The sequence below is a fragment of the Streptomyces sp. NPDC107538 genome (assembly GCF_055657445.1).
The window spans coordinates 547,867-566,959 of the sequence record NZ_JBVKAY010000001.1 but is presented as its reverse complement, the minus strand read 5'-3'; the positions used below and the strand labels follow the sequence as shown (position 1 = coordinate 566,959).

Annotated in this window: 13 protein-coding genes and 2 pseudogenes; 10 read left to right on the top strand and 5 right to left on the bottom strand. The window is 72.6% G+C overall.

The features are described from left to right. Nucleotides 1–28: 28 nt before the first annotated feature. The gene (locus tag ACZ7MG_RS02505) at nt 29–835 is read right to left on the bottom strand and encodes a glutamate racemase (protein WP_471385728.1); all 807 of its coding nucleotides are present in this window, start codon (nt 833–835) and stop codon (nt 29–31) included. Nucleotides 836–892: 57 nt separating this feature from the next. On the opposite strand from ACZ7MG_RS02505, the gene ACZ7MG_RS02500 reads away from it, so the two are divergent. Then, a complete protein-coding gene (locus tag ACZ7MG_RS02500) occupies nt 893–2,068 on the top strand; it encodes a glycosyltransferase (RefSeq protein ID WP_471385730.1) in 1,176 nt (391 codons plus the stop codon). Nucleotides 2,069–2,101: 33 nt separating this feature from the next. Here the strand turns inward: ACZ7MG_RS02500 and ACZ7MG_RS02495 are convergent, their stop codons facing one another. After that, nucleotides 2,102–3,403 (bottom strand): TerD family protein, encoded by a 1,302-nt coding sequence (locus ACZ7MG_RS02495; protein WP_471385732.1) that lies wholly within the window; start codon nt 3,401–3,403, stop codon nt 2,102–2,104. A 317-nt stretch (nt 3,404–3,720) separates the two neighbouring features. On the opposite strand from ACZ7MG_RS02495, the gene ACZ7MG_RS02490 reads away from it, so the two are divergent. The 5 genes from ACZ7MG_RS02490 (at nt 3,721) to ACZ7MG_RS02470 (ending at nt 10,007) form a co-directional block, all read left to right on the top strand. Beyond that, nucleotides 3,721–4,155, top strand: coding sequence for a DUF6643 family protein (locus ACZ7MG_RS02490; protein ID WP_471385734.1), 435 nt, complete (start codon nt 3,721–3,723; stop codon nt 4,153–4,155). Nucleotides 4,156–4,233: 78 nt separating this feature from the next. Next, nucleotides 4,234–5,058, top strand: coding sequence for an MOSC domain-containing protein (locus ACZ7MG_RS02485; RefSeq protein WP_471385736.1), 825 nt, complete (start codon nt 4,234–4,236; stop codon nt 5,056–5,058). A gap of 169 nt (nt 5,059–5,227) precedes the next feature. Continuing rightward, the gene (locus tag ACZ7MG_RS02480; protein WP_471385738.1) at nt 5,228–5,851 is read left to right on the top strand and encodes an Rv1733c family protein; all 624 of its coding nucleotides are present in this window, start codon (nt 5,228–5,230) and stop codon (nt 5,849–5,851) included. Nucleotides 5,852–5,962: 111 nt separating this feature from the next. Then, the gene (locus tag ACZ7MG_RS02475) at nt 5,963–8,401 is read left to right on the top strand and encodes a right-handed parallel beta-helix repeat-containing protein (RefSeq protein ID WP_471385740.1); all 2,439 of its coding nucleotides are present in this window, start codon (nt 5,963–5,965) and stop codon (nt 8,399–8,401) included. Between the two features lie 97 nt (nt 8,402–8,498). Further along, nucleotides 8,499–10,007 (top strand): alpha/beta hydrolase, encoded by a 1,509-nt coding sequence (locus ACZ7MG_RS02470; protein WP_471385742.1) that lies wholly within the window; start codon nt 8,499–8,501, stop codon nt 10,005–10,007. Between the two features lie 45 nt (nt 10,008–10,052). Here ACZ7MG_RS02470 and ACZ7MG_RS02465 read toward each other — a convergent pair whose 3' ends face one another. Continuing rightward, nucleotides 10,053–12,518, bottom strand: coding sequence for a hypothetical protein (locus tag ACZ7MG_RS02465; protein WP_471385744.1), 2,466 nt, complete (start codon nt 12,516–12,518; stop codon nt 10,053–10,055). 292 nt (nt 12,519–12,810) lie between these two features. Between ACZ7MG_RS02465 and ACZ7MG_RS02460 the strand changes: the two genes are divergently transcribed. Beyond that, on the top strand, nt 12,811–13,644 hold the full coding sequence (locus ACZ7MG_RS02460; RefSeq protein ID WP_471385746.1) for a DeoR/GlpR family DNA-binding transcription regulator: 834 nt from the start codon (nt 12,811–12,813) through the stop codon (nt 13,642–13,644). A 70-nt stretch (nt 13,645–13,714) separates the two neighbouring features. On the opposite strand, the gene cds1 is transcribed toward ACZ7MG_RS02460, so the two are convergent. Beyond that, on the bottom strand, nt 13,715–14,845 hold the full coding sequence (gene cds1 / locus ACZ7MG_RS02455) for an L-cysteine desulfhydrase Cds1 (RefSeq protein ID WP_471385748.1): 1,131 nt from the start codon (nt 14,843–14,845) through the stop codon (nt 13,715–13,717). Between the two features lie 354 nt (nt 14,846–15,199). Between cds1 and ACZ7MG_RS02450 the strand changes: the two genes are divergently transcribed. Both ACZ7MG_RS02450 and ACZ7MG_RS02445 read left to right on the top strand, forming a co-directional pair. Beyond that, nucleotides 15,200–15,520 carry a hypothetical protein gene (locus ACZ7MG_RS02450; protein ID WP_471385750.1) on the top strand — a complete coding sequence of 107 codons (321 nt, stop codon included), beginning with the start codon at nt 15,200–15,202 and terminating at the stop codon, nt 15,518–15,520. 273 nt (nt 15,521–15,793) lie between these two features. Continuing rightward, entirely contained in the window at nt 15,794–16,294 is a 501-nt protein-coding gene (locus ACZ7MG_RS02445) for an ATP-binding protein (protein WP_471385752.1), read from the top strand. Between the two features lie 264 nt (nt 16,295–16,558). On the opposite strand, the pseudogene ACZ7MG_RS02440 reads toward ACZ7MG_RS02445, so the two are convergent. After that, nucleotides 16,559–17,932, bottom strand: a pseudogene (locus ACZ7MG_RS02440) (ketol-acid reductoisomerase); the annotation flags it as partial. A gap of 249 nt (nt 17,933–18,181) precedes the next feature. Here ACZ7MG_RS02440 and ACZ7MG_RS02435 point away from each other — a divergent pair. Then, nucleotides 18,182–18,917 (top strand): annotated as a pseudogene (locus ACZ7MG_RS02435) (LysR substrate-binding domain-containing protein); the annotation flags it as partial. Nucleotides 18,918–19,093: the final 176 nt, after the last annotated feature.

Here is a 19,093-nt window from a genome sequence, read left to right as displayed (position 1 = left end):
CGCAGCGCGGGCACCTGGTTGCGGAACGTTACTGCTCCGGATGGACGGCCAGCGCGCCGGCGGTCGTGCCGAGCAGCCTGCCCTCCTCGTAGGCCAGGGCCGCGGCGGGCAGCGAGCCCTCGCGACCGCTGAGGACGACGGTGAGGGTCGACCCGGTCCAGTCGGCCTCGGGCTTCGGCAGCTCGCCGATGCGGCGCAGTGCCTGCGCGGCGACGGCGCCGGCGCTGCCGTGCAGGACGAGGGGCGGCCGGCCGGGCCGCTGGACGGCCGCGCGGATGCGTTCGGCGACCAGTTCGTAATGGGTGCAGCCCAGGACGACGGTCGTCACATCACCGGGGGTCAGCGCGGCCGCCGCCGCGATGGCGGTGTCGATCGCGGCGTCGTCGGCGTGCTCCACCGCTTCGGCCAGCCCCCAGCAGGGCACCTCGGTGACCGGCACCCCGCCGGCGAACTCCTCGATGAGGCCCCGCTGATAGGGGCTGCCGGTGGTGGCGGGCGTCGCCCAGATGGTGAAGGGGCCGCCGCCGGACGCGGCCGGCTTGATCGCCGGGACCGTGCCGATGACGGGCAGTCCGGGTTCGAGGAGGGCTCGCAGGGCGGGCAGGGCGTGAACGGACGCGGTGTTGCAGCCGACGATCAGGGCGTCGGGCCGGTGGGCCGCCGCCGCCTCGGCCACGGCGAGGGCACGCTCCGTCAGATCCTGGGTGGTACGCGGTCCCCAGGGCATGCCGTCGGGGTCGGAGGAGATCACGAGATCCGCGTCGGGCCGCAGCCGCCGTACCGCGGCGGCGGCGGGCAGCAGACCGATTCCGGAATCCATGAGCGCGATCTTCACCCGGCCACGATAGACGATGGCCTCGGTGGGGCCGCTCCCGTGGGGCAGACTGCGGGCGTGAGCGCCTTCGCCTGGATCGCCGCCGGATCACTCGCCGCCTGGCTGTGGCTGCTGCTCGGCCAGGGCTTCTTCTGGCGCACCGATGTGCGTCTGCCACCCCGCCGGGACCCCGACGTCTGGCCGTACGTCTGTGTCGTCGTCCCCGCGCGCGACGAGGCCGCCGTGCTGCCCGAGAGCCTGCCGTCGTTGCTGGCCCAGGACTACCCCGGCCGGGCCGAGGTCTTCCTGGTCGACGACGGCAGCTCGGACGGCACCGGTGACCTGGCCCATGACCTGTCCCGGCGCTTCGGCGGGCTGCCCCTGACGGTGACCTCGCCCGGGGAACCGCCCGCCGGCTGGACGGGCAAGCTCTGGGCCGTACGGCACGGGATGGAGCTGGCACGCGCGCGTGGGCCCGCGTTCCTGCTGCTGACGGACGCGGACATCTCGCACCGGCCGGACAGCCTGCGCGCGCTGGTGGCCGCCGCGCGCACCGGTGGCTTCGACCTCGTCTCCCAGATGGCCCGGCTGCGCGCCGAGAGCGTCTGGGAGCGGCTCGTCGTCCCCGCGTTCGTCTACTTCTTCGCCCAGCTGTATCCGTTCCGGTGGATCGGTGTACGGGGTGCGCGCACGGCCGCGGCGGCGGGCGGCTGTGTGCTGCTGAGCGCCGGGGCGGCCGAGCGGGCGCGGATCCCGGACGCGATCCGGCAGTCGGTCATCGACGACGTGGCGCTGGCCCGGGCGGTCAAGCGGAGCGGCGGCCACATCTGGCTGGGGCTGGCGGAGCGGGTGGACAGTGTGCGCCCCTATCCCCGGCTGCGCGATCTGTGGCTCATGGTCGCGCGCAGCGCCTACGCCCAGCTGCGGCACAACCCGCTGCTGCTGCTCGGCACGGTCCTCGGCCTCGCCCTGGTCTACCTCGTCCCGCCCGTCGCGCTCCTGGCGGGGGCGGCCACGGGGGACACGGCGACGGCGCTCCTCGGCGGTCTCGCCTGGCTGGTGATGACGGCGACGTACCTGCCGATGCTCCGCCACTACGGTCAGCCGCTCGGGCTCGCTCCCCTGCTGCCGTGCACCGCGTTCCTGTACCTGCTGATGACGGTCGACTCGGCGGTGCGGCACCACCGGGGACGAGGTGCGGCCTGGAAGGGCCGCACCTACGCACGCCCGGACCCGGTGCCGGACGAGGGCTAGCCCGGCACCGGCACCTGTCTCACGCGCGCACCGCTACTTCCTGCCGGGCGTCCAGTTCATGCCCCATCCGTACGCGTAGTCGACCGTGCGCTGCGGGCTCACGCCGCGTTCGGGGACGAGGTAGCGGGCCTCGCGCTGGACGATGAGGTCGCCGCCCTGGTGGGTGATGAGGGCGAGGGCGCAGACGGTGGAGGGGACGGTGCACTCGTCGAGGGAGAAGTCGATGGGGGCGCCGTGCTGGGGCTGGAGGGTGACCGTCGCGTGCAGATCGGCGAAGGAGCGGGCGCCCTCGTAGATGGTGACGAAGATGAGGATGCGCCGGAAGTACTGCTGGTGGTCGAGGTTGATGGTGAGGTTCTCGCCGCTGCTGACGGCGCCGGTGCGGTCGTCGCCGTCGAGGTGGATGAACGGCGGCTGGCGCAGCGAGCCGAAGGCGTTGCCGAGCGCCTGGACAACGCCCTTGCTGCCGTCGGACAGTTCGAACAGGGCGCACAGGTCGAGGTCGAGGTCCCCGTGCATGGCGACGGCCCGGCCCAGTTTGCTGCCCCACCCCTTGAACTGTTTGCGCACCTCCCAGTTGAGGTTCACGCGCATCGCGCCGGAGGTGCCGCCCTGTTTGGTCAGGGAGACCGCCGGGGCCTCCTTCGTGAGGGTGACCTTGGAGAGACGGACGGGGGCCGGTGGTGTCACCGGCGGGGCGGGCGGCGGAGGCGGGGCGGGCGTGACCGGGGGCCGTACGGTGACGGGAGGAGCGACGGGCGCGGGCGCGGCCACCGGTGCGGGCGCGGGTGCCACCGCGGCGGTTTGCTGCGGTTCGTCCACGGTGATGCCGAAGTCGGTGGCGAGGCCTTCGAGGCCCCTGCTGTAGCCCTGGCCCACGGCGCGGAACTTCCAGGCGCCCTGACGGCGGTAGAACTCCCCGAGTACGAAAGCGGTTTCGGCACCGGCGTCCGTGCTGTCGTAGCGCGCGATCTCGGCGCCGGCCCGCTCGTCGAGGACCCGGATGTGCAGTCCGGGGACCTGTCCGAAGGTGCCGCCGTCCGCCGAGGCTGCCAGCACCACGGTCTCGACGGCGGGCTCCACGCGCGCGAGGTCGACGAGCAGCGACTCGGTCACCTGTCCGCCGACGTCCCGTTTGCCCTCGTGCCGGACCGCGCCGGAGGAGTGCGCGGGCTGGTTGTAGAAGACGAAGTCGGCGTCCGAGCGCACTTTTCCGCCGACGAGCAGCAGGGCCGAGGCGTCCGTGTCGGGCACGCCCGGCCCGGAGCGCCGGCCCAGTTCCACGCGCAGCGCCGTCGTCGGCACCGCGGTGTTCGATCCTTTCGGCATTGACATGTCCGCCCCCATCAGAAGGTCATCCAGAAGGTCGTCGCCAGGCCGCGTCCCACGCGGACCGTCGGATCCGGCCGGATCCGTTGTCGGCGCCAAACCTATTCCCCCGGGACCCGGAACCCCCAGATCCCGTACGGAAAGATGCTTGGCCAACCGCTGGTAACCGCCTGGGAACTCGCCCTTTACACGATCAGTACGCGCTTTGCTGCCCTTTTTCGCCGAGTTCGCTCGCATTGGGGATCCAGCGTCACTGCCGACACGGAAAACAACCCTCTTATCGGTCTCCCCAACCAGCACATCGTGGGCTTAACTTATGTGCCATGACCTCCCCCCGCTCCACCTACGGCGGCGGTTACTACTCCGCCTCGTCCTTCGCGGACACCCCGATCTACGACTCACTCGTCGCCGAGCGGGGAACCCCTCAGATCGCCCCGATCCGGGTACCCGCCCAGTACGACACCCCGGGCAGCAACCTGCCCGCCCTCCCGTCGGCGCTGCCCGCCCTGCCGGCCGGTCCCTCCCAGCCCGCCTACGGCTATCCGCAGGCCCAGCAGCCCTCGCCGCTGCAGCAGGCCCCGGGCGCCTACATCCCACAGCAGGCCGGGGGCCCGCGCGGCTACCCGGGCGCCCAGCCCCAGCAGCAACAGCGCCCGATGGCCGGTTACGAGGCCATGCGCCCGGCGGCTCCCCGCCCGGGCCCGGCGGCCCCGTATCCGCAGGATCCGTACAACGGCCAGCAGTACCGCGGGTACTGAGGCGCCCGCCACTGAGACAACCGGAGCATTCGGCATATTTCGCATGGGGTTGCCACCGCCTGCTGGCAGGATGACCCCATGGGGAATCCGTCACTGCACTCGATCCATGTCCACCCGCTGAAGGCGGCCCGGGGCTTCGCCCCCGACGAGGCCGTCGTGGAGCCCTGGGGGCTGGCGGGCGACCGTCGTTGGGTGCTGGTCGACGGCTCGGGCAAGGTCATCACTCAACGTCCGCATCCGCGTATGGCGTTGGCCGCCGCCGGGCAGCAGCCCGGCGGCGGCCTCTTGCTGTCCGCGGCCGGCCGCGCGCCGCTCACGGTCCCCGTCCCCGAGCCGACCGGCACGGTCACCGTGGAGATCTGGCGGGACAAGGTGGAGGGGGTCCCCGCCGACGCCGCGGCACACGCCTGGTTCAGCGACTTCCTCGGCATCCCCGTGCGGCTCGTGCACCTCGACGACCCGGCGACCCGCCGCCCGATCGATCCCGAGTACGGCCGCCCCGGCGAGACCGTCAGCTTCGCCGACGGCTACCCCCTGCTGCTGACCACGCTCGCCTCCCTGGACGCGCTCAACTCCCTGGTCGCGCAGGGCGATCACCCCGAGGAGGCCCCGCTTCCGATGAGCCGTTTCCGGCCGAACGTGGTCGTCGACGGCACCGACGCCTGGGCCGAGGACGGCTGGCGGCGCGTCGCGATCGGCGAGGTCTCCTTCCGGGTCGCCAAGATGTGCGGCCGGTGCGTGGTGACCACCACCGACCAGGAGACGGCCGCGCGCGGCCGTGAGCCGCTGCGCACACTCGCCCGCCACCGCCGTTTCGGCGACAAGCTGGTCTTCGGGCAGAACCTCGTTCCGGAATCCGGGGGTACGGTCCGCGTCGGTGATCCGGTACGGGTGCTCGAATAGCGCTCTCGACGCCCTTGCACCCCCTTTCCTCTTTGAATATTCAACCTCCTATGATTCGGTCCGTGCGGGGAACACAGACCTCGGTCCCGGCCGTTGGGCCTTTGTGAGAAGTCCGTGAGAAGGCCGGTGGGAGGGTGATGTCGCTCTCTCGTAAGGGGGTGGTGGGGCAGTGCGGGCAATCGGTGGGCTACGGGCGTTCGGCGGGCTGTGGCGTTGGCGGCACAATCCGCTGTGTCGGGCGACCGATCTCGTCGAGGCCTGGCTGGCGTTCGCGGCCCTCGTACTGATCCTCGTCGCCGCCCCGTTGATCGGCGCCGTCGCCGGCACCAGCGCCCAGAGCGCCCTGCAGCAGTCCGTGCGCGACCAGCAGCAGACCCGGCACCGGGTGACGGCCACCGTCGTCAAGAAGGTCGACGGCTCCCCGCTGGACCCCGATCCGGAGACCGCCACGACCCGCGACCGGCAGAGCCGGGTGGTGGCCGACTGGACCGGCCCGGACGGCACCGACCGGCAGGGCACGGTCATGGCGAACCTCAAGACCCCGCGCCCCGGCGACCACTTCACGCTGTGGACGGACGGCCAGGGCCGAACAGTGGGCCGTCCCCTGGACACCGCCACCGCCACGACCCACGCGGTCCTGGCCGGATTCGGCGCCACCGTGCTCGCCGCCGGGCTCGTCGAGGGTGCCAGACGGCTGATCGTCTGGCGCATGATCCGCCGGCGGTACGCCCGTTGGGACCAGGCATGGGACAAGGCGGGGCCGGACTGGGGCAGGACGGGCACGGGCAGCTGACGGCCTTCCCACTCCGGTCAACTCCCCCTGCCCGCGCACGCTACGGTGGACCGACCAGCCGAACTGTTCGGCATCGACCCGCGTTCCACGAGGTGGGGGCAGAGCAACACCATGGCACAGGGCACGGTCCAGGTGACGCACACCGGTACATCGCGGTGGCGGCGCCGCACGGGTGAGTACGCTTCGCTCGCCGCGGCCCTGGAGGCCGCGAGCGACGGCGATGTGCTCATCGTCGCCCCCGGCACATACCGGGAGAACCTCGTCGTGCGGCGCGGGGTCACACTGCGCGGCCCGGAGGGTTCGCCCGGCTCGGTCCGGATCGCGCCGCTGGACGGGGTGCCGCTCACCGTGTCGGCCTCCGCCGTGGTGCAGGACCTGCATGTGGAGGGCCAGGACGCGGCGGCGCCCGCGCTGCTCGTCGAGGACGGCACCCCCGAGCTGCTGGACCTCAGGATCGTCACCCGGTCCGCGGCCGGTATCGAGGTGCGCGGCGGCGCCCGCCCCACGGTCCGTCGCTGCACGGTCGACAACCCGGCCGGGATCGGTATCGCCGTGGTCGACGGCGGCGGGGGCGTCTTCGAGGAGTGCGAGGTCGTCGCGGCCGGCCAGGCCGGAGTCGCGGTGCGCGGCGGCGGCCACCCCCGGCTGGAGCGCTGTCGGATCCACCACACCTCGGGCTCGGGCCTGGCGGCGACCGGGGAGAACTCCGCGCTGGAAGCGGTCGGTTGCGAGGTCTACGAGGTCCGCGGCAGCGGTGTGCAGATCACCGGGCGGGCCACGGGCCATCTCACCGACTGCGATGTGCACCGGACGACGACCGACGGGGTCACCCTCGACACGGACGCCGTGCTCACCCTCGCGGACTGCCGTATCCACGACATCCCGGAGAACGCGGTGGACCTCCGCTCGCGCTCCGTCCTCACCCTGACCCGCACGACGGTGCGGCAGTTCGGGCGCAATGGACTGTCGGTGTGGGACCCGGGCACCCGGGTGGACGCCAACCAGTGCGAGATCTTCGACAGCACCGGCGACTACCCGGCCGTCTGGGTCAGCGACGGCGCGACCGTGGTGCTGGAGTCCTGCCGGGTGCACGACGTGCCGGACGCCCTGTTCGTGCTGGACCGGGGCTCGCGCGCGGACGTCGTCGACAGTGATCTGTCGCAGGTGCGGAACACGGCGGTGTCGGTGAGCGACGGCGCGACCGCGCAGCTCGACGACTGCCGGATCCGGGACGCCGCGACGGGCGCCTGGTTCCGCGACCACGGCAGCGGCGGCACCCTCAGCAACTGCACGGTGGACGGCACCCAGACCGGCGTGATCGTCACCAAGGGCGCCGACCCGACCATCGAGCGCTGCACGGTCACCTCGCCCGCCGAGGCGGGCTTCTATGTCTCCGCCGAGGGCCGCGGCAGCTTCCTCAACTGCCGGGTGACGGGCAGCGGCGGCTACGGCTTCCACATCATCGACGGCTGCCGGGCCACCCTGCGCAAGTGCCGTACGGAGCGCTGCGCGCGCGGTGGTTACGAGTTCGCGGACGGCGGCCCCGGCGCCCCGGGCGGCGGTCCGGTGGTCGAGGACTGCACCAGCGACGAGAGCGCGGGCGTACGCCCCCCGGCCCCGCAGGAGACGGCCACGCAGACCACGGCCCACACATCCGGCCTGCTGGGCTCCATCCCGGGCCAGCGCACCACCGAGCAGCCCCCGGTCGCCGTGCCCGCCGCGGAGCCGGAGACACCGGCCCGGGCCTCCAAGGCAGTCCTCGGTGAACTGGACGCGCTGGTCGGCCTGGACAGCGTCAAGCGCGAGGTGCGCGCCCTGACCGACATGATCGAGGTGGGCCGCCGCCGCCAGCAGGCCGGCCTCAAGGCGGCCTCGGTGAAGCGGCACTTGGTGTTCACGGGCTCCCCCGGCACCGGCAAGACCACGGTCGCCCGGCTCTACGGCGAGATCCTGCACTCGCTCGGGGTCCTGGAGAAGGGGCATCTCGTCGAGGTGTCCCGGGTGGACCTGGTCGGCGAGCACATCGGCTCCACCGCGATCCGCACCCAGGAGGCCTTCCAACGGGCCCATGGCGGTGTGCTGTTCATCGACGAGGCGTACGCGCTGTCGCCGGAGGACTCGGGGCGGGACTTCGGCAAGGAGGCCATCGACACCCTGGTGAAGCTGATGGAGGACCACCGCGACGCGGTCGTGGTGATCGTCGCGGGCTACACGGCCGAGATGGAGCGCTTCCTCACCGTCAACCCCGGTGTGGCGTCGCGTTTCTCACGGACCATCACCTTCGACGACTACGTCCCCGAGGAGCTGTTGCGCATCGTGGAGCAGCAGGCCGAGGAGCACGAGTACCGGCTGGCGCCGGGCGCGGACGAGGCGCTGTTGACATACTTCACGGCGATCCCCAAGGGCCCGGCCTTCGGCAACGGCCGTACGGCGCGGCAGACCTTCGAGGCGATGGTCGAGCGGCACGCGAGCCGGGTGGCCCAGGTCGACGAACCGGACAAGGACGCGCTGACGTTGCTCTACGCGGAGGACCTGCCGGAGCTGCCGTAGCGGGTGTCGCTGGGGGTAACCCCCGGGGGTTGTCCCCACCAGAGGTGTGCTGTCGGCCGGATGGGACCGGAGCGATCCGGCGGACAGCATGATCCGCATGAGAAACCGCACCCGACGCACCCTGGTCCTGGCCCTCTCCGTCTCGGCCACCGCGACCGCGCTGACCGCCGTCACCGGCCCGGCGTCCGCCACCGCGGCCCCCTCCTCCCCCGCCCTCACCTGGCGCCCCTGCGAACGGCCCGACGGCCCCGCGGGCCAGGAGTGCGCGGAACTGCCCGTACCGCTCGACTACGACGCCCCGGACGGCCCTCGGCTCACCCTCGCCGTCTCCCGGTTACGCAGTGGGAACCCCGAGGCCCTGCGCGGCACCCTGCTGGTGATCCCGGGCGGCCCGGGCGGCTCCGGCGTCAGGCGGCTCACCCAGCAGGGAGACGCACTGCGGCGGGAACTCGGCGACACGTACGACATCGTCAGCCTGGACCCGCGCGGCACGGGCGGCCGTACCCGGGCGGGCTGCGGCCTCGCCGCCGACGACCGGCACCTGGTGACCCTGCGGCCCTGGCCCGCGCCCGACGGCGACATCGGCGAGAACGTGGCCCGGTCCCGGCGTGTCGCCGAGGCCTGCGCGAAGAACGGCGGCGCGGTGCTGCGCGGCCTCACCACCGCCAACGAGGTCCGGGACATCGACCGCTTCCGGCAGGCCCTCGGCGAGGAACGGCTGTCGGCGTACGGGGTGTCGTACGGGACGTACGTGGGTGCCGTCTACGCGCAGAAGTACCCGGAGCGGACCGACCGTTGGGTGCTGGACAGCAATGACGACCCGAATCCCCGGCGGGTCGCGCGCGGGTGGCTGGCGAACATGGCGCGGGGTGCGGAGGACCGCTTCCCGGACTTCGCGGCCTTCGCCGCCGACCCGGCCCAGGAGGAGAAGGGCCTGCGGCTCGCCGAACGGCCCGAGGACGTACGGCCGTTGTTCCTGACGCTGGCGGCCGGACTGGACCGGGCGCCCAGGGAGACGACCACGCGGGGCGTCCCCCTGACCGGCAACCGGCTGCGGCAGGCGATGCAGACCGCCCTGTACACCGACGACGCGTTCGACGGCCTGGCCACGCTCCTACGGCAGGTCATGGACCCGAAGGCGACACCGGTCCTGCCGCCCGACGTGGCCGGGCCGCTGAGCGACGAGGAGGCGGCGGTGACCATGGCGGTGGTCTGCAACGACGTGCGCTGGCCGACGTCCGTGGGCGAGCACCGGCGGGCCGTGGCCGACAGCCGGGCCCGGTATCCGCTCACGGCCGGGATGCCGGTGAACATCACGCCGTGTTCCTTCTGGAAGGACCGGCCGGTGGAGCGGCCGACCCGGATCACCGACGACGGGCCGTCCAACATCCTCATGGTCCAGAACCGACGGGACCCGGCCACCCCCTACTCCGGCGCCCTGAACCTGCGAGCCGCGCTGGGCGACCGGGCCCGGCTCGTCACGGTGGAGAGCGGCGGCCACGGCGCGTATCTCGCCAACGGCAACCCGTGCGGCGACCGCACGGTGACGACCTTCCTCCGCACAGGCGCGCGACCGGAACGGGACATCTCCTGCCCGGCCGACTGACCCGGGTCCCGGGTCCCGGGTCCCGGGAGCCGGGCGGGCCGTGGCCTAGGACTGCCGGGGCTTCGGCAGTTCTGGGCCGAGGCGGGCGAGCAGTTCCTGGCGTTCTTGGGCGAACGCCGGGTCCGCCTGGTAGTCGGAGTGGCCGAGGATCGGGGCCGGCAGCGGGTGGGCGCCGGTACGGCCGTAGGCGAGCGGGTCCATGAAGGGCTCGGCGTCGACCCGCGGCCCGTGCCGGCTCGTCAGCCGCACGGGGCCGCCGATGGGGTCGGTGAGACGGTACAGATTGCGCCAGCAGTCGACCTCTCGGTGCAGCGAGGCGAGCGGCTCGGGGCCGAAGTGGGCCGGGAACCAGCGGCCGTAGAGGCGCTCCAGCGGCGAGCCGTAGGTGAGCAGCGCGACCCGCCTGCGCACGGACGGGGTCAGTTGCCAGGCGGCGGCCGCCGCGAGGACGCTGCCCTGGGAGTGCCCGGAGATCACCAGTCGGCCGCCCGTGGTGCGGGTCCAGGTGGCCATCCGCCAGGTCAGGTCGGGCACGGCCCGCTCGGCGTAGCAGGGCGGTGCGAACGGATGTGCGGCGCGGGGCCAGAACGTGCCCACGTCCCAGAGGATGCCGATCGTGCGGCGCGCGGAGGCGTCCTTGTACGCGCGGCGCCCCCAGGTGACGAACAGCAGGAAGCCCACGCCGATCAGCCAGGACCCCAGCGCCTGGGCGGTCTGGGCGGCGCCCTCGACGAAGTCGGCCGAGCCGTGCGCCGCCCCCGCCGGAGTCTCGCGGGTCACGAGAGCGCCGGTCAGGGCCCCGGCGCCGAGCAGCAGGGTCACGGTGGAGAGGATGCCGACGATCCGGGGCGCCCGGTCGGTGAGCGCGGCCATGGCCCGGGTGCGGGCGATACGACGGGTCCGGCCGGCGTCCTGGGACTCCCGCTCCTCACCCGGGGGCACCTGAACCGGCGGTGCCTGGACCGGTCCCCTCCCCTTCGGCCGTTCCTCCGTCACGTCGTACTCCTGTTCCACCGCCGCGGTCTCCGCTCGTCGCAGGACCCAGGTGCGGCGGGCGAGCCAGCAGAGGAGGGCGAGGACGACCAGGAGGAGGGGTGGGATGACGGAGGCCTGCCAGGTGAGGAGGACGGGTGGGCCGGGCAGGGCGTCGGTGGTGCCGCCCAGCCAGTCGGCGACGCGTTGGGCGACCCCGGCGGACATCACCCCGCCCAGGGCGCAGGCGAGCATCGCGACGGCGGGGCCGGCCAGACCGTACATGGCGGTGCGCGAATCGGGGCGGGAGCGGTACAGCGTGTGGGCGACCACGCCGAGCGCGATGACCAGCAGGCTCTGCACCAGGGTGATCCCCCCGAAGGTCATGTCACCCGGCAGCCGCCCCGCCGACCGCCAGCCGGGGCGTGACCACCCGGCGTACACCACGGCCAGGACGAGCACGGCGATCGCACAGGCGGGCAGCAGACGCACCAGACGCTCGTCCAGGTGCTTGTCGAGGCGCCGCTCGCTGCGGCCCCGGCGGCACACCACCCACACCACGACGACGGCGAGCAGGACGAGGGCGCCGTTCAGCAGCCAGCCGAGGATCTCCAGCAGGGCGGGGCCGCCGGCGCGGCGGTCCTGACGGGCCGCGGAGGTGCCGACGCCCGCCGCCACGGTCAGGAGACCGGCCGCCGCGTGGGCGGCCCGCAGCCTGGCGACGAGCCGGCGCCCGTACCAGAAGCCGGGCCGGCCGAGGGCGACACGTGCCGTGTCCTCGACGTCGGGGGCGACACGGCGCGCTGTCCGGTCGTCGGGGCGGTCGTCGTCGCGGTCCATGGGGCGCTGGGACTCGTACTCGCTCCAGGTGCGGTGGGAGAGGTACCACAGGAGACCGGTCAGCGCGGTGGGCACCAGGGCCGCCAGGGCGAGGCGGCGGCCGGGCTGGCTCCACCAGCCGTCGTCGGAGACGGCCGGGGAGAGGAACCCGAGCCAGGTGTGCGCCTCCGCGCACGCGCGTGCGCCCGCGCACTGCCAGGCGGTCAGATCGAGGGCCACTTCACAGACCGCCGCGACGAGCAGCACGGTCAGGGTCAGCCCGGCCAGCCGGACGAGGAGGCCGTAGAGGCGTACGGTCCGTCGGCGGTCGCGGGCGCTGGGGCGCATCCAGTGGGCGAGGTTGACGACCATGAACGGCAGCAGCAACAGCCACAGGGCACGGGAGCCGTTCCCGGACGTGAGGTTGCACCACACATAGGCCTCGGGGACGGGCTTGCCACGGTGGTCGGCGGGACGTTTCTCCGCGTCGGCGTCGTCGATGCGCCGGAAGACGGCGGCCGTGTCGTCACCGGTGATCCGGACCGTACGGGGGTCGTCCAGCATGCGTTCGGGGGTGGTGCCGCCGACGCCGTGGACGAGGAGTTCCAGGGCGGTGCCGTCCGGGGTGGACCGGTCGGATTCCGGCTGATCTTCCGCCTCGACGGGCCGCGGATGTTCCCTGGGTTCCGTATGTGTCGTATGTTCCCTCGCACGATCCACTGTTCCGCTTCCCCCGTGATGCGCCGCAAGTCAGGTGTGATGTGCAGGCACTGATGATCGCCGCTGAGCGGGCCTCGTACACCTGTGATCACCGAATCTCCCCGATCCGTGTGATAGTGGCGGGCGCGAGGAACGGAGCGTGACGTGCACGTGGCTGGGCAAGTAGTGGCGTCACCCGTGGTGGGGCGTGCGAATATGGGACGTCCTCGGGACCGGGGACGGGGGAATGTCCTCGTCGGAGGGGGTAGGGAAGGCGTGTCGGGTGTGATGGGGCGAGAGGACCGGAGCGGGCGTGAGTGAGAACCAGAACCTCCTCGCGGAGCAGCGCCGGGCCCTGATCCTCGACGAGGTACGGCGGCGGGGCGGGGTCCGGGTCAACGAGCTGACCCGCAGGCTCGGCGTGTCGGACATGACGGTGCGCCGGGATCTGGACGCCCTCGCCCGCCAGGGCGCGGTGGAGAAGGTGCACGGCGGCGCGGTGCCGGTGGCCGAGGCGAGCACGCACGAGCCGGGCTTCGAGGCGAAGTCCGGGCTGGAGCTGAGCGCCAAGGAGGACATCGCGCGGGCCGCCGCGGAGCTGGTCGCTCCGGGCTCGGCGATCGCGTTGTCCGGCGGTACGACGACCTACGCGCTGGCGCACCGGCTCGTGGACGTGCCGGATCTGACCGTGGTCACCAACTCGGTGCGGGTCGCGGACGTCTTCCACGCCGCCCAGCGCACGACCGGCCCCCGGCAGGGAGCGGCGACCGTGGTGCTCACGGGCGGGGTGCGCACACCGTCCGACTCGTTGGTGGGACCGGTGGCCGATCAGGCGATCGCGGCGCTCCACTTCGATGTGCTGTTCCTCGGGGTCCACGGGATATCGGTCGAGGCGGGGCTGTCGACGCCGAATCTGGCGGAGGCCGAGACGAACCGGCGGCTCGTGCAGTCGGCCCGGCGGGTCGTCGTGGTGGCGGACCACACCAAGTGGGGGACGGTGGGGCTCAGTTCGTTCGCCGCGCTGGAGCAGGTGGACACGTTGGTGACCGATGCGGGGTTGGCCGCGCAGGCGCGGGCCGAGATCGCCGAGCATCTGCGGCGGCTGGTGGTGGCCGGGGAGGACTTCGACGACGACGTGGACGACTGAGCGCCGTTGTGAGCGGGGACGGCTTGCGGCTTCGGGTTGTTCGTGGCTGGTCGCGCAGTTCCCCGCGCCCCTATCGGGGCGCTGCCCACACGCCTGTTTGCAGGAGGTACTCGATGGCCGTCGTGAACGGGGCGATGTCCAGGGCCTGTTCTCTCAGCCACTCGTCCGAGTAGTACTTGTCGAGGTAGCGGTCGCCCGGGTCGCAGAGGAGGGTGACGACGCTGCCCCTGCGGCCCTCCGCGACCATCTCGGCGGTGATCTTGAGGGCGCTCCAGAGACCGGTGCCGGTGGAGCCGCCGGCCTTGCGGCCGATGGCGTTCTCCAGGGCGCGTACGGCGGCGACGCTGGCCGCGTCGGGGACCTTCATCATGCGGTCGACGGCGCCGGGGACGAAGCTGGGCTCCATGCGGGGGCGGCCGATGCCCTCGATCCGGGAGCCGCAGTCGCAGGTGACATGGGGGTCGCCGGTGGTCCAGCCCTCGAAGAAACAGGAGTTCTCGGGGTCGGCGACACAGATGCGGGTGTCGTACTGCATGTAGTGGACGTAGCGGGCGATGGTCGCGGAGGTGCCGCCGGTGCCGGCGGTGGCGACGATCCAGGCGGGCTCGGGGAAGCGCTCCAGCTGAAGCTGGCGGAAGACGGATTCGGCGATGTTGTTGTTGCCCCGCCAGTCCGTGGCCCGCTCGGCGTAGGTGAACTGGTCCATGTAGTGGCCGCCGGTCTCCCCCGCGAGACGGGCGGACTCCTCGTACATCTTCCGTGAGTCGTCCACGAAGTGGCAGCGGCCGCCGTGGAACTCGATCAGACGGATCTTCTCGGCGCTGGTCGTGCGGGGCATGACGGCGATGAAGGGAACGCCGATCAGATGGGCGAAGTACGCCTCGGAGACGGCTGTCGAGCCGCTGGAGGCCTCGATGACGGGGCGGCCCGGCCGGATCCAGCCGTTGCACAGGCCGTAGAGGAAGAGGGAGCGGGCGAGGCGGTGCTTGAGGCTGCCGGTGGGGTGCGTCGACTCGTCCTTGAGATACAGGTCGATGCCCCAGCGCTCCGGCAGCGGGAAGCGCAGCAGATGGGTGTCGGCGGAGCGGTTGGCGTCGGCCTGGACCTTGCGGACGGCTTCCTTGAGCCAGCCGCGGTACTCGGTGTCGCTGTGATCGACGTCGAGGGTGGCGCCCGGGCGGGTGGGGTGGGGGGTGCTCACAGCGTGCTCCTCACGCATCGCGCCGACGGCGGATCGCGGCGTCGGACCATCCGATCATAAACAGCTTCCGCACGCTTCTCACCTGCATAAACATCACTTTGAGCCCCTCAAAGGCACTCCTGTGGCAAGGATGCGCGGGGCGCATGGGGGGCGCATGCCGCGCGTGCGCCGGAACCCCGCCCCCGGTCCACCGTGCGCACTGGTGCTCGACGCGGGGGACGTGCAGACTTCACCGCACGGGCCGGGTCGACGCCGGGGCCACTCAGGGGAGGCGGCCTCGGGCACACTGGATCACGGTCCGCCGGACACGGATCACGACACAGGACAGTCGAGGCGCACTAGGGGGCGGGGTACATGGCCGAGCCGGAGTTCACGGCCACGGGCGTGCGGATCGGGAAGAGGCTGCGGCAGCTGACCCGGGCGGGCCAGGTCCGGATCGAGGACGGGCGGCTGCAGTTGCTGACGAGTTACGGCAGCGAGATCGACAGCGCCCCGGTGCAGGCGGTGCGCGCCTCGCGGCCCTGGTTCGCCAACGACGACCGGGCGTTGGCCGATGTCAACGGCACCCGCTACACGCTCACACTGAACGAGCACGACCCCGCTCCGGGCAAGCCCGGTCCGCCCTCGGCGCGCCGGTTCATAGAGGCGGTGCGCAGGGCGGCTGGGCGCGGCTGACGCACCGCGAGTTGCGGGACCGGACCCCCTGCGTCACTCTGGTCTCACCTCACTCTGGGTTTACCGGCGATAACGCTGCGAACCAGCCCGCCGGCCACGTCAGCGGGCGGCGGTTGTACGCAGCCACCCCACGAGCAGGCGGCAGCCCCGGCTTCCGTCACCAGGCGGCAGTCACAGGCGGCCGCACCACAGCAGGCGGCGTTTTTCGCCCAGCCACCTCGCTGGATCCGTACTCCGATCTTCTTCCGGACTCAACTTCGGGGAGTCGCAGCCGTGATCAGCCAGCAAAGCAGGCACTGCACGGTGGAGCTCCAAGCCCTGCCGTCGCGGATCGGCCAGGTCCGCAGAATCGTATCTGCGCAATTGCGCTACTGGCACATGGATCCCTTGATAGAGCGGGCCGCACTCGGGGTGACCGAGCTGCTGTCCAACGTCCACCGGCACGCCGAGCCGGACAAGATGTGCACCGTGGAGATGGAGTTGCTCCTCGGGCGGCTGACGGTCTCGGTGCACGACAACGACCCCCGCCTCCCGGTCGTCCAGGACGCGGAGCTTTTCGCCACGTGTGGTCGCGGTCTCGCGATGGTCGCCGCGGTGAGTGAGAGCTGGGGTGTGCGGCCGCACGGCGAGTCGGGGAAGGTCGTGTGGTTCACGCTGACGGCGTCCTCGGCGGCGGTGCCGAAGATCTCGCCGTACGACGCCGGGCGCAGGGCCACCGCGACGCGTGGGCGCAGGCCCGAACATGCTCCCGCCCGGTCGGCCGTCGCAGGCTGATCGGGCGGTGACCATTCGTGGTGGGGTGGGTGCGGTGCGTCGCCGGGTGCGGGTGGGTGGGGGCTGGTCGCGCAGTTCCCCGCGCCCCTGAAAGACCAGGCGTCCGCGGCCCTGGAAGGCGACCGACGGCGGGTCTGAAAAGTATGGGGCGCAGCCCCTGCTTTTCAGGGGCGCGGGGAACTGCGCGAGCCACCACGACGCACCCGCACCCGCACCCGCACCCGCCGACGAACGCCACACCCCCACCCCCGTACGCGCCCGGCGTCAGCCCACGGCGACATCCACCGGCGGCCGGAGCTTCGCCGCCGCAGCCAGGGCCTCGTGGACGGGGTGGGTGGCGAAGGAGGTCAACAGGGCCTGGTCGGCGGGGCGTTCGGCGGACGGGTAGGCGATCTGCTCGTAGGCGGCCTGGAAGCGGGGACCCCAGCGCCGGGCGCCTAGGCGGGCCGTGCGGGAGCAGTTGTCGACCATGTGGGCGACGTCCCGGGCGTGCATATAGGGCAGCAGGGAGTCGACCGCCTCGATGACGGACTCGTTGACGATCTCCGACCAGGGGTGGCCGCGTTCGGCGAACTCGTCGATCTGGGCGGTCATGGTGGCGATGAAGACACCGGCGGTAAACGGGTCCACCCGGTCCACGGGGCCCTCGGACCGGGCGCGTTCGCCCCGACGGGCATGGACCCGGTCGCTCACGGACCACATCGGGGAGCCGCCGATCGTGCTCATCGGCCGCGCCCCGAGGCGGCGTTCGGCGAGGATCACGCTGCGCAGTTCCGTGCCGTCGGCGACCTCGTCGTAGATCTCCGCGACGATCTCCCGGGCGGGCCCGTACGTGGCCGTGAAGGCGCGGTCGAAGACGTCCCGGCTGGTCGGGTCGAGGTTCTCGCGGACCGCGCGGAGCCCGGCGCGGGAGATGGTCCGGGCGATCGGGCCGGTGATGTTCCCGCAGGAGCGCTCGTACGCGGTGACCTCGTCGTCGCCCGCGAGCCGGTAGCGGGTGTAGAGGCTCTCGACGATGCCGTGGACGGCGCCGAGCAGGACGGCGCGTTCGCCGACGATGTCGGAGAGGTACTCGCTCTCCAGGGTGGTGCGGAAGGTGTACGGGGAGCCGAGGGCGACGGACCAGGCGAGGGCGCGGTCGGTCGCGTTGCCGTCGGGGTCGGCGTGGACGGCGTAACTGCTGTTGATGCCCGCGCCGTTGATCGCGACGCCCTGTTCGTACAGGCGGCGGACCGAGTCGCCCATCCCCTTCGGGCAGACCGCGATGACGCCGTGGCCGGGCGGGAAGTCGCCGCCGGTCTCGCGGAGGTGGCCGAGGAGGAAGCCGTGGGAGAGGCCGAGGGTGGCGCCGGGCTTCAGGGCGGCGAACAGCTCGCGGTGGTGGGCGGCGAGGGCCGCGTCCGCGATCAGCAGGATCACGAGGTCGCTGGCGGCGGTGACGGCGAGCCAGTCGCCGAGGGTGCCGTCCGCCTCGGTGAAGCCGTGGGCGCGGGCGTCGGCGGCCGAGGCGGAGCCGGGCCGCAGTCCGACGGCCACGGTGATGCCGGTGCCGGCGAGGGAGTCGCGCAGGTTGCGGGCCTGGGCCCGGCCCTGCGGCCCCCAGCCGACGACACCGATGCGGCGCACCCCGGCGAGGGCGCGGTGCGTCGCCGGGTGCGGGCCCGGTGGGGCTTCTCGCGCAGTTCCCCGCGCCCCTGAAAAGCAGGGGCTGCGCCCCATGCTTTCAGGCCCGCCGCCGGTTGCCTTACAGGGCCGCGGGGCCTGGTCTTTTAGGGGCGCGGGGAACTGCGCGAGCAACCACGACGCACCCGCAGCCGCCGACGAACGCCGCACCCCCACCCCCGTACGCGCCCGGCGTCAGCCCACGGCGATATCCACTGGTGGCCGGAGGCCGACCTCGGGCACCGGCTCTTCGACCGGGGGCCGAGGGGCGTGTCGCTGACGGCCGAGGGGCATCGCTTTCGTGAATACGCCGTGCGGGCGCTGGAGTTGTGGCGCGCGTACCGCGAGGAGCATCCGGACCCGGCCGAACTCACGGGGCGGCTGGCCGTGTTCGCGACGGACCGCGTGCCAGGCGCTGCTGCCCGACCTGTTGGCGTCCTTTCGTGCGGCCCATCCGCAGGTCCGGCTCGATCTGCGCACGGGGGACGCGGCGGCGGCGCTGGCCCGGCTGGACGAGGGTGAGGTGGACGTGGCGGTCGCGGGCCTCCCGGCGCGGCTGCCGGAGCCGCTGGTGAGCCGGACGGTGGCGACGACCGACCTGGTGTTCGTCACCGCGCACGACCGCCCGGACCCCGGTCTCGGCGGCCCCTTCGTGCTGCCCCACCGCGGCCCGGTCCGCGATGCCGCCGACCGCTGGTTCCGCTCACGGGGGACCCCACCCGATCTGGCGGCCGAACCGGAGGGCCACGAGGCGCTGTTGACGCTCGTCGCGCTGGGCTGCGGCACCGGCGTGGTCCCCCGGCTGGTGCTCGACCACAGCGCCGTACGCGACCGGCTCACGGCGATCTCCGCCGGCACCGGGCCCGAGCCGCTCCCGATCGGACTGTGCGTACGCCGGGTGGATCTGCGACGGCCCCAGGTGGCGGCGCTGTGGAGCCTCACGGCGGAGTTCACCTTCTGACCATCCGAGGGACAACTCTCGTACGCTCGAAAGCAATTCCCCATTTCCCCACCGCGACGGTATTCGGAATTATCGCTTTCACTTTTCCCCGACGGCACAACCTTCAACGAGCCACGGACCTCTAATCCGGCGAACCGAAATGGGGGCCGTCGGAAAATGAAGTGGGTAGTTCAACG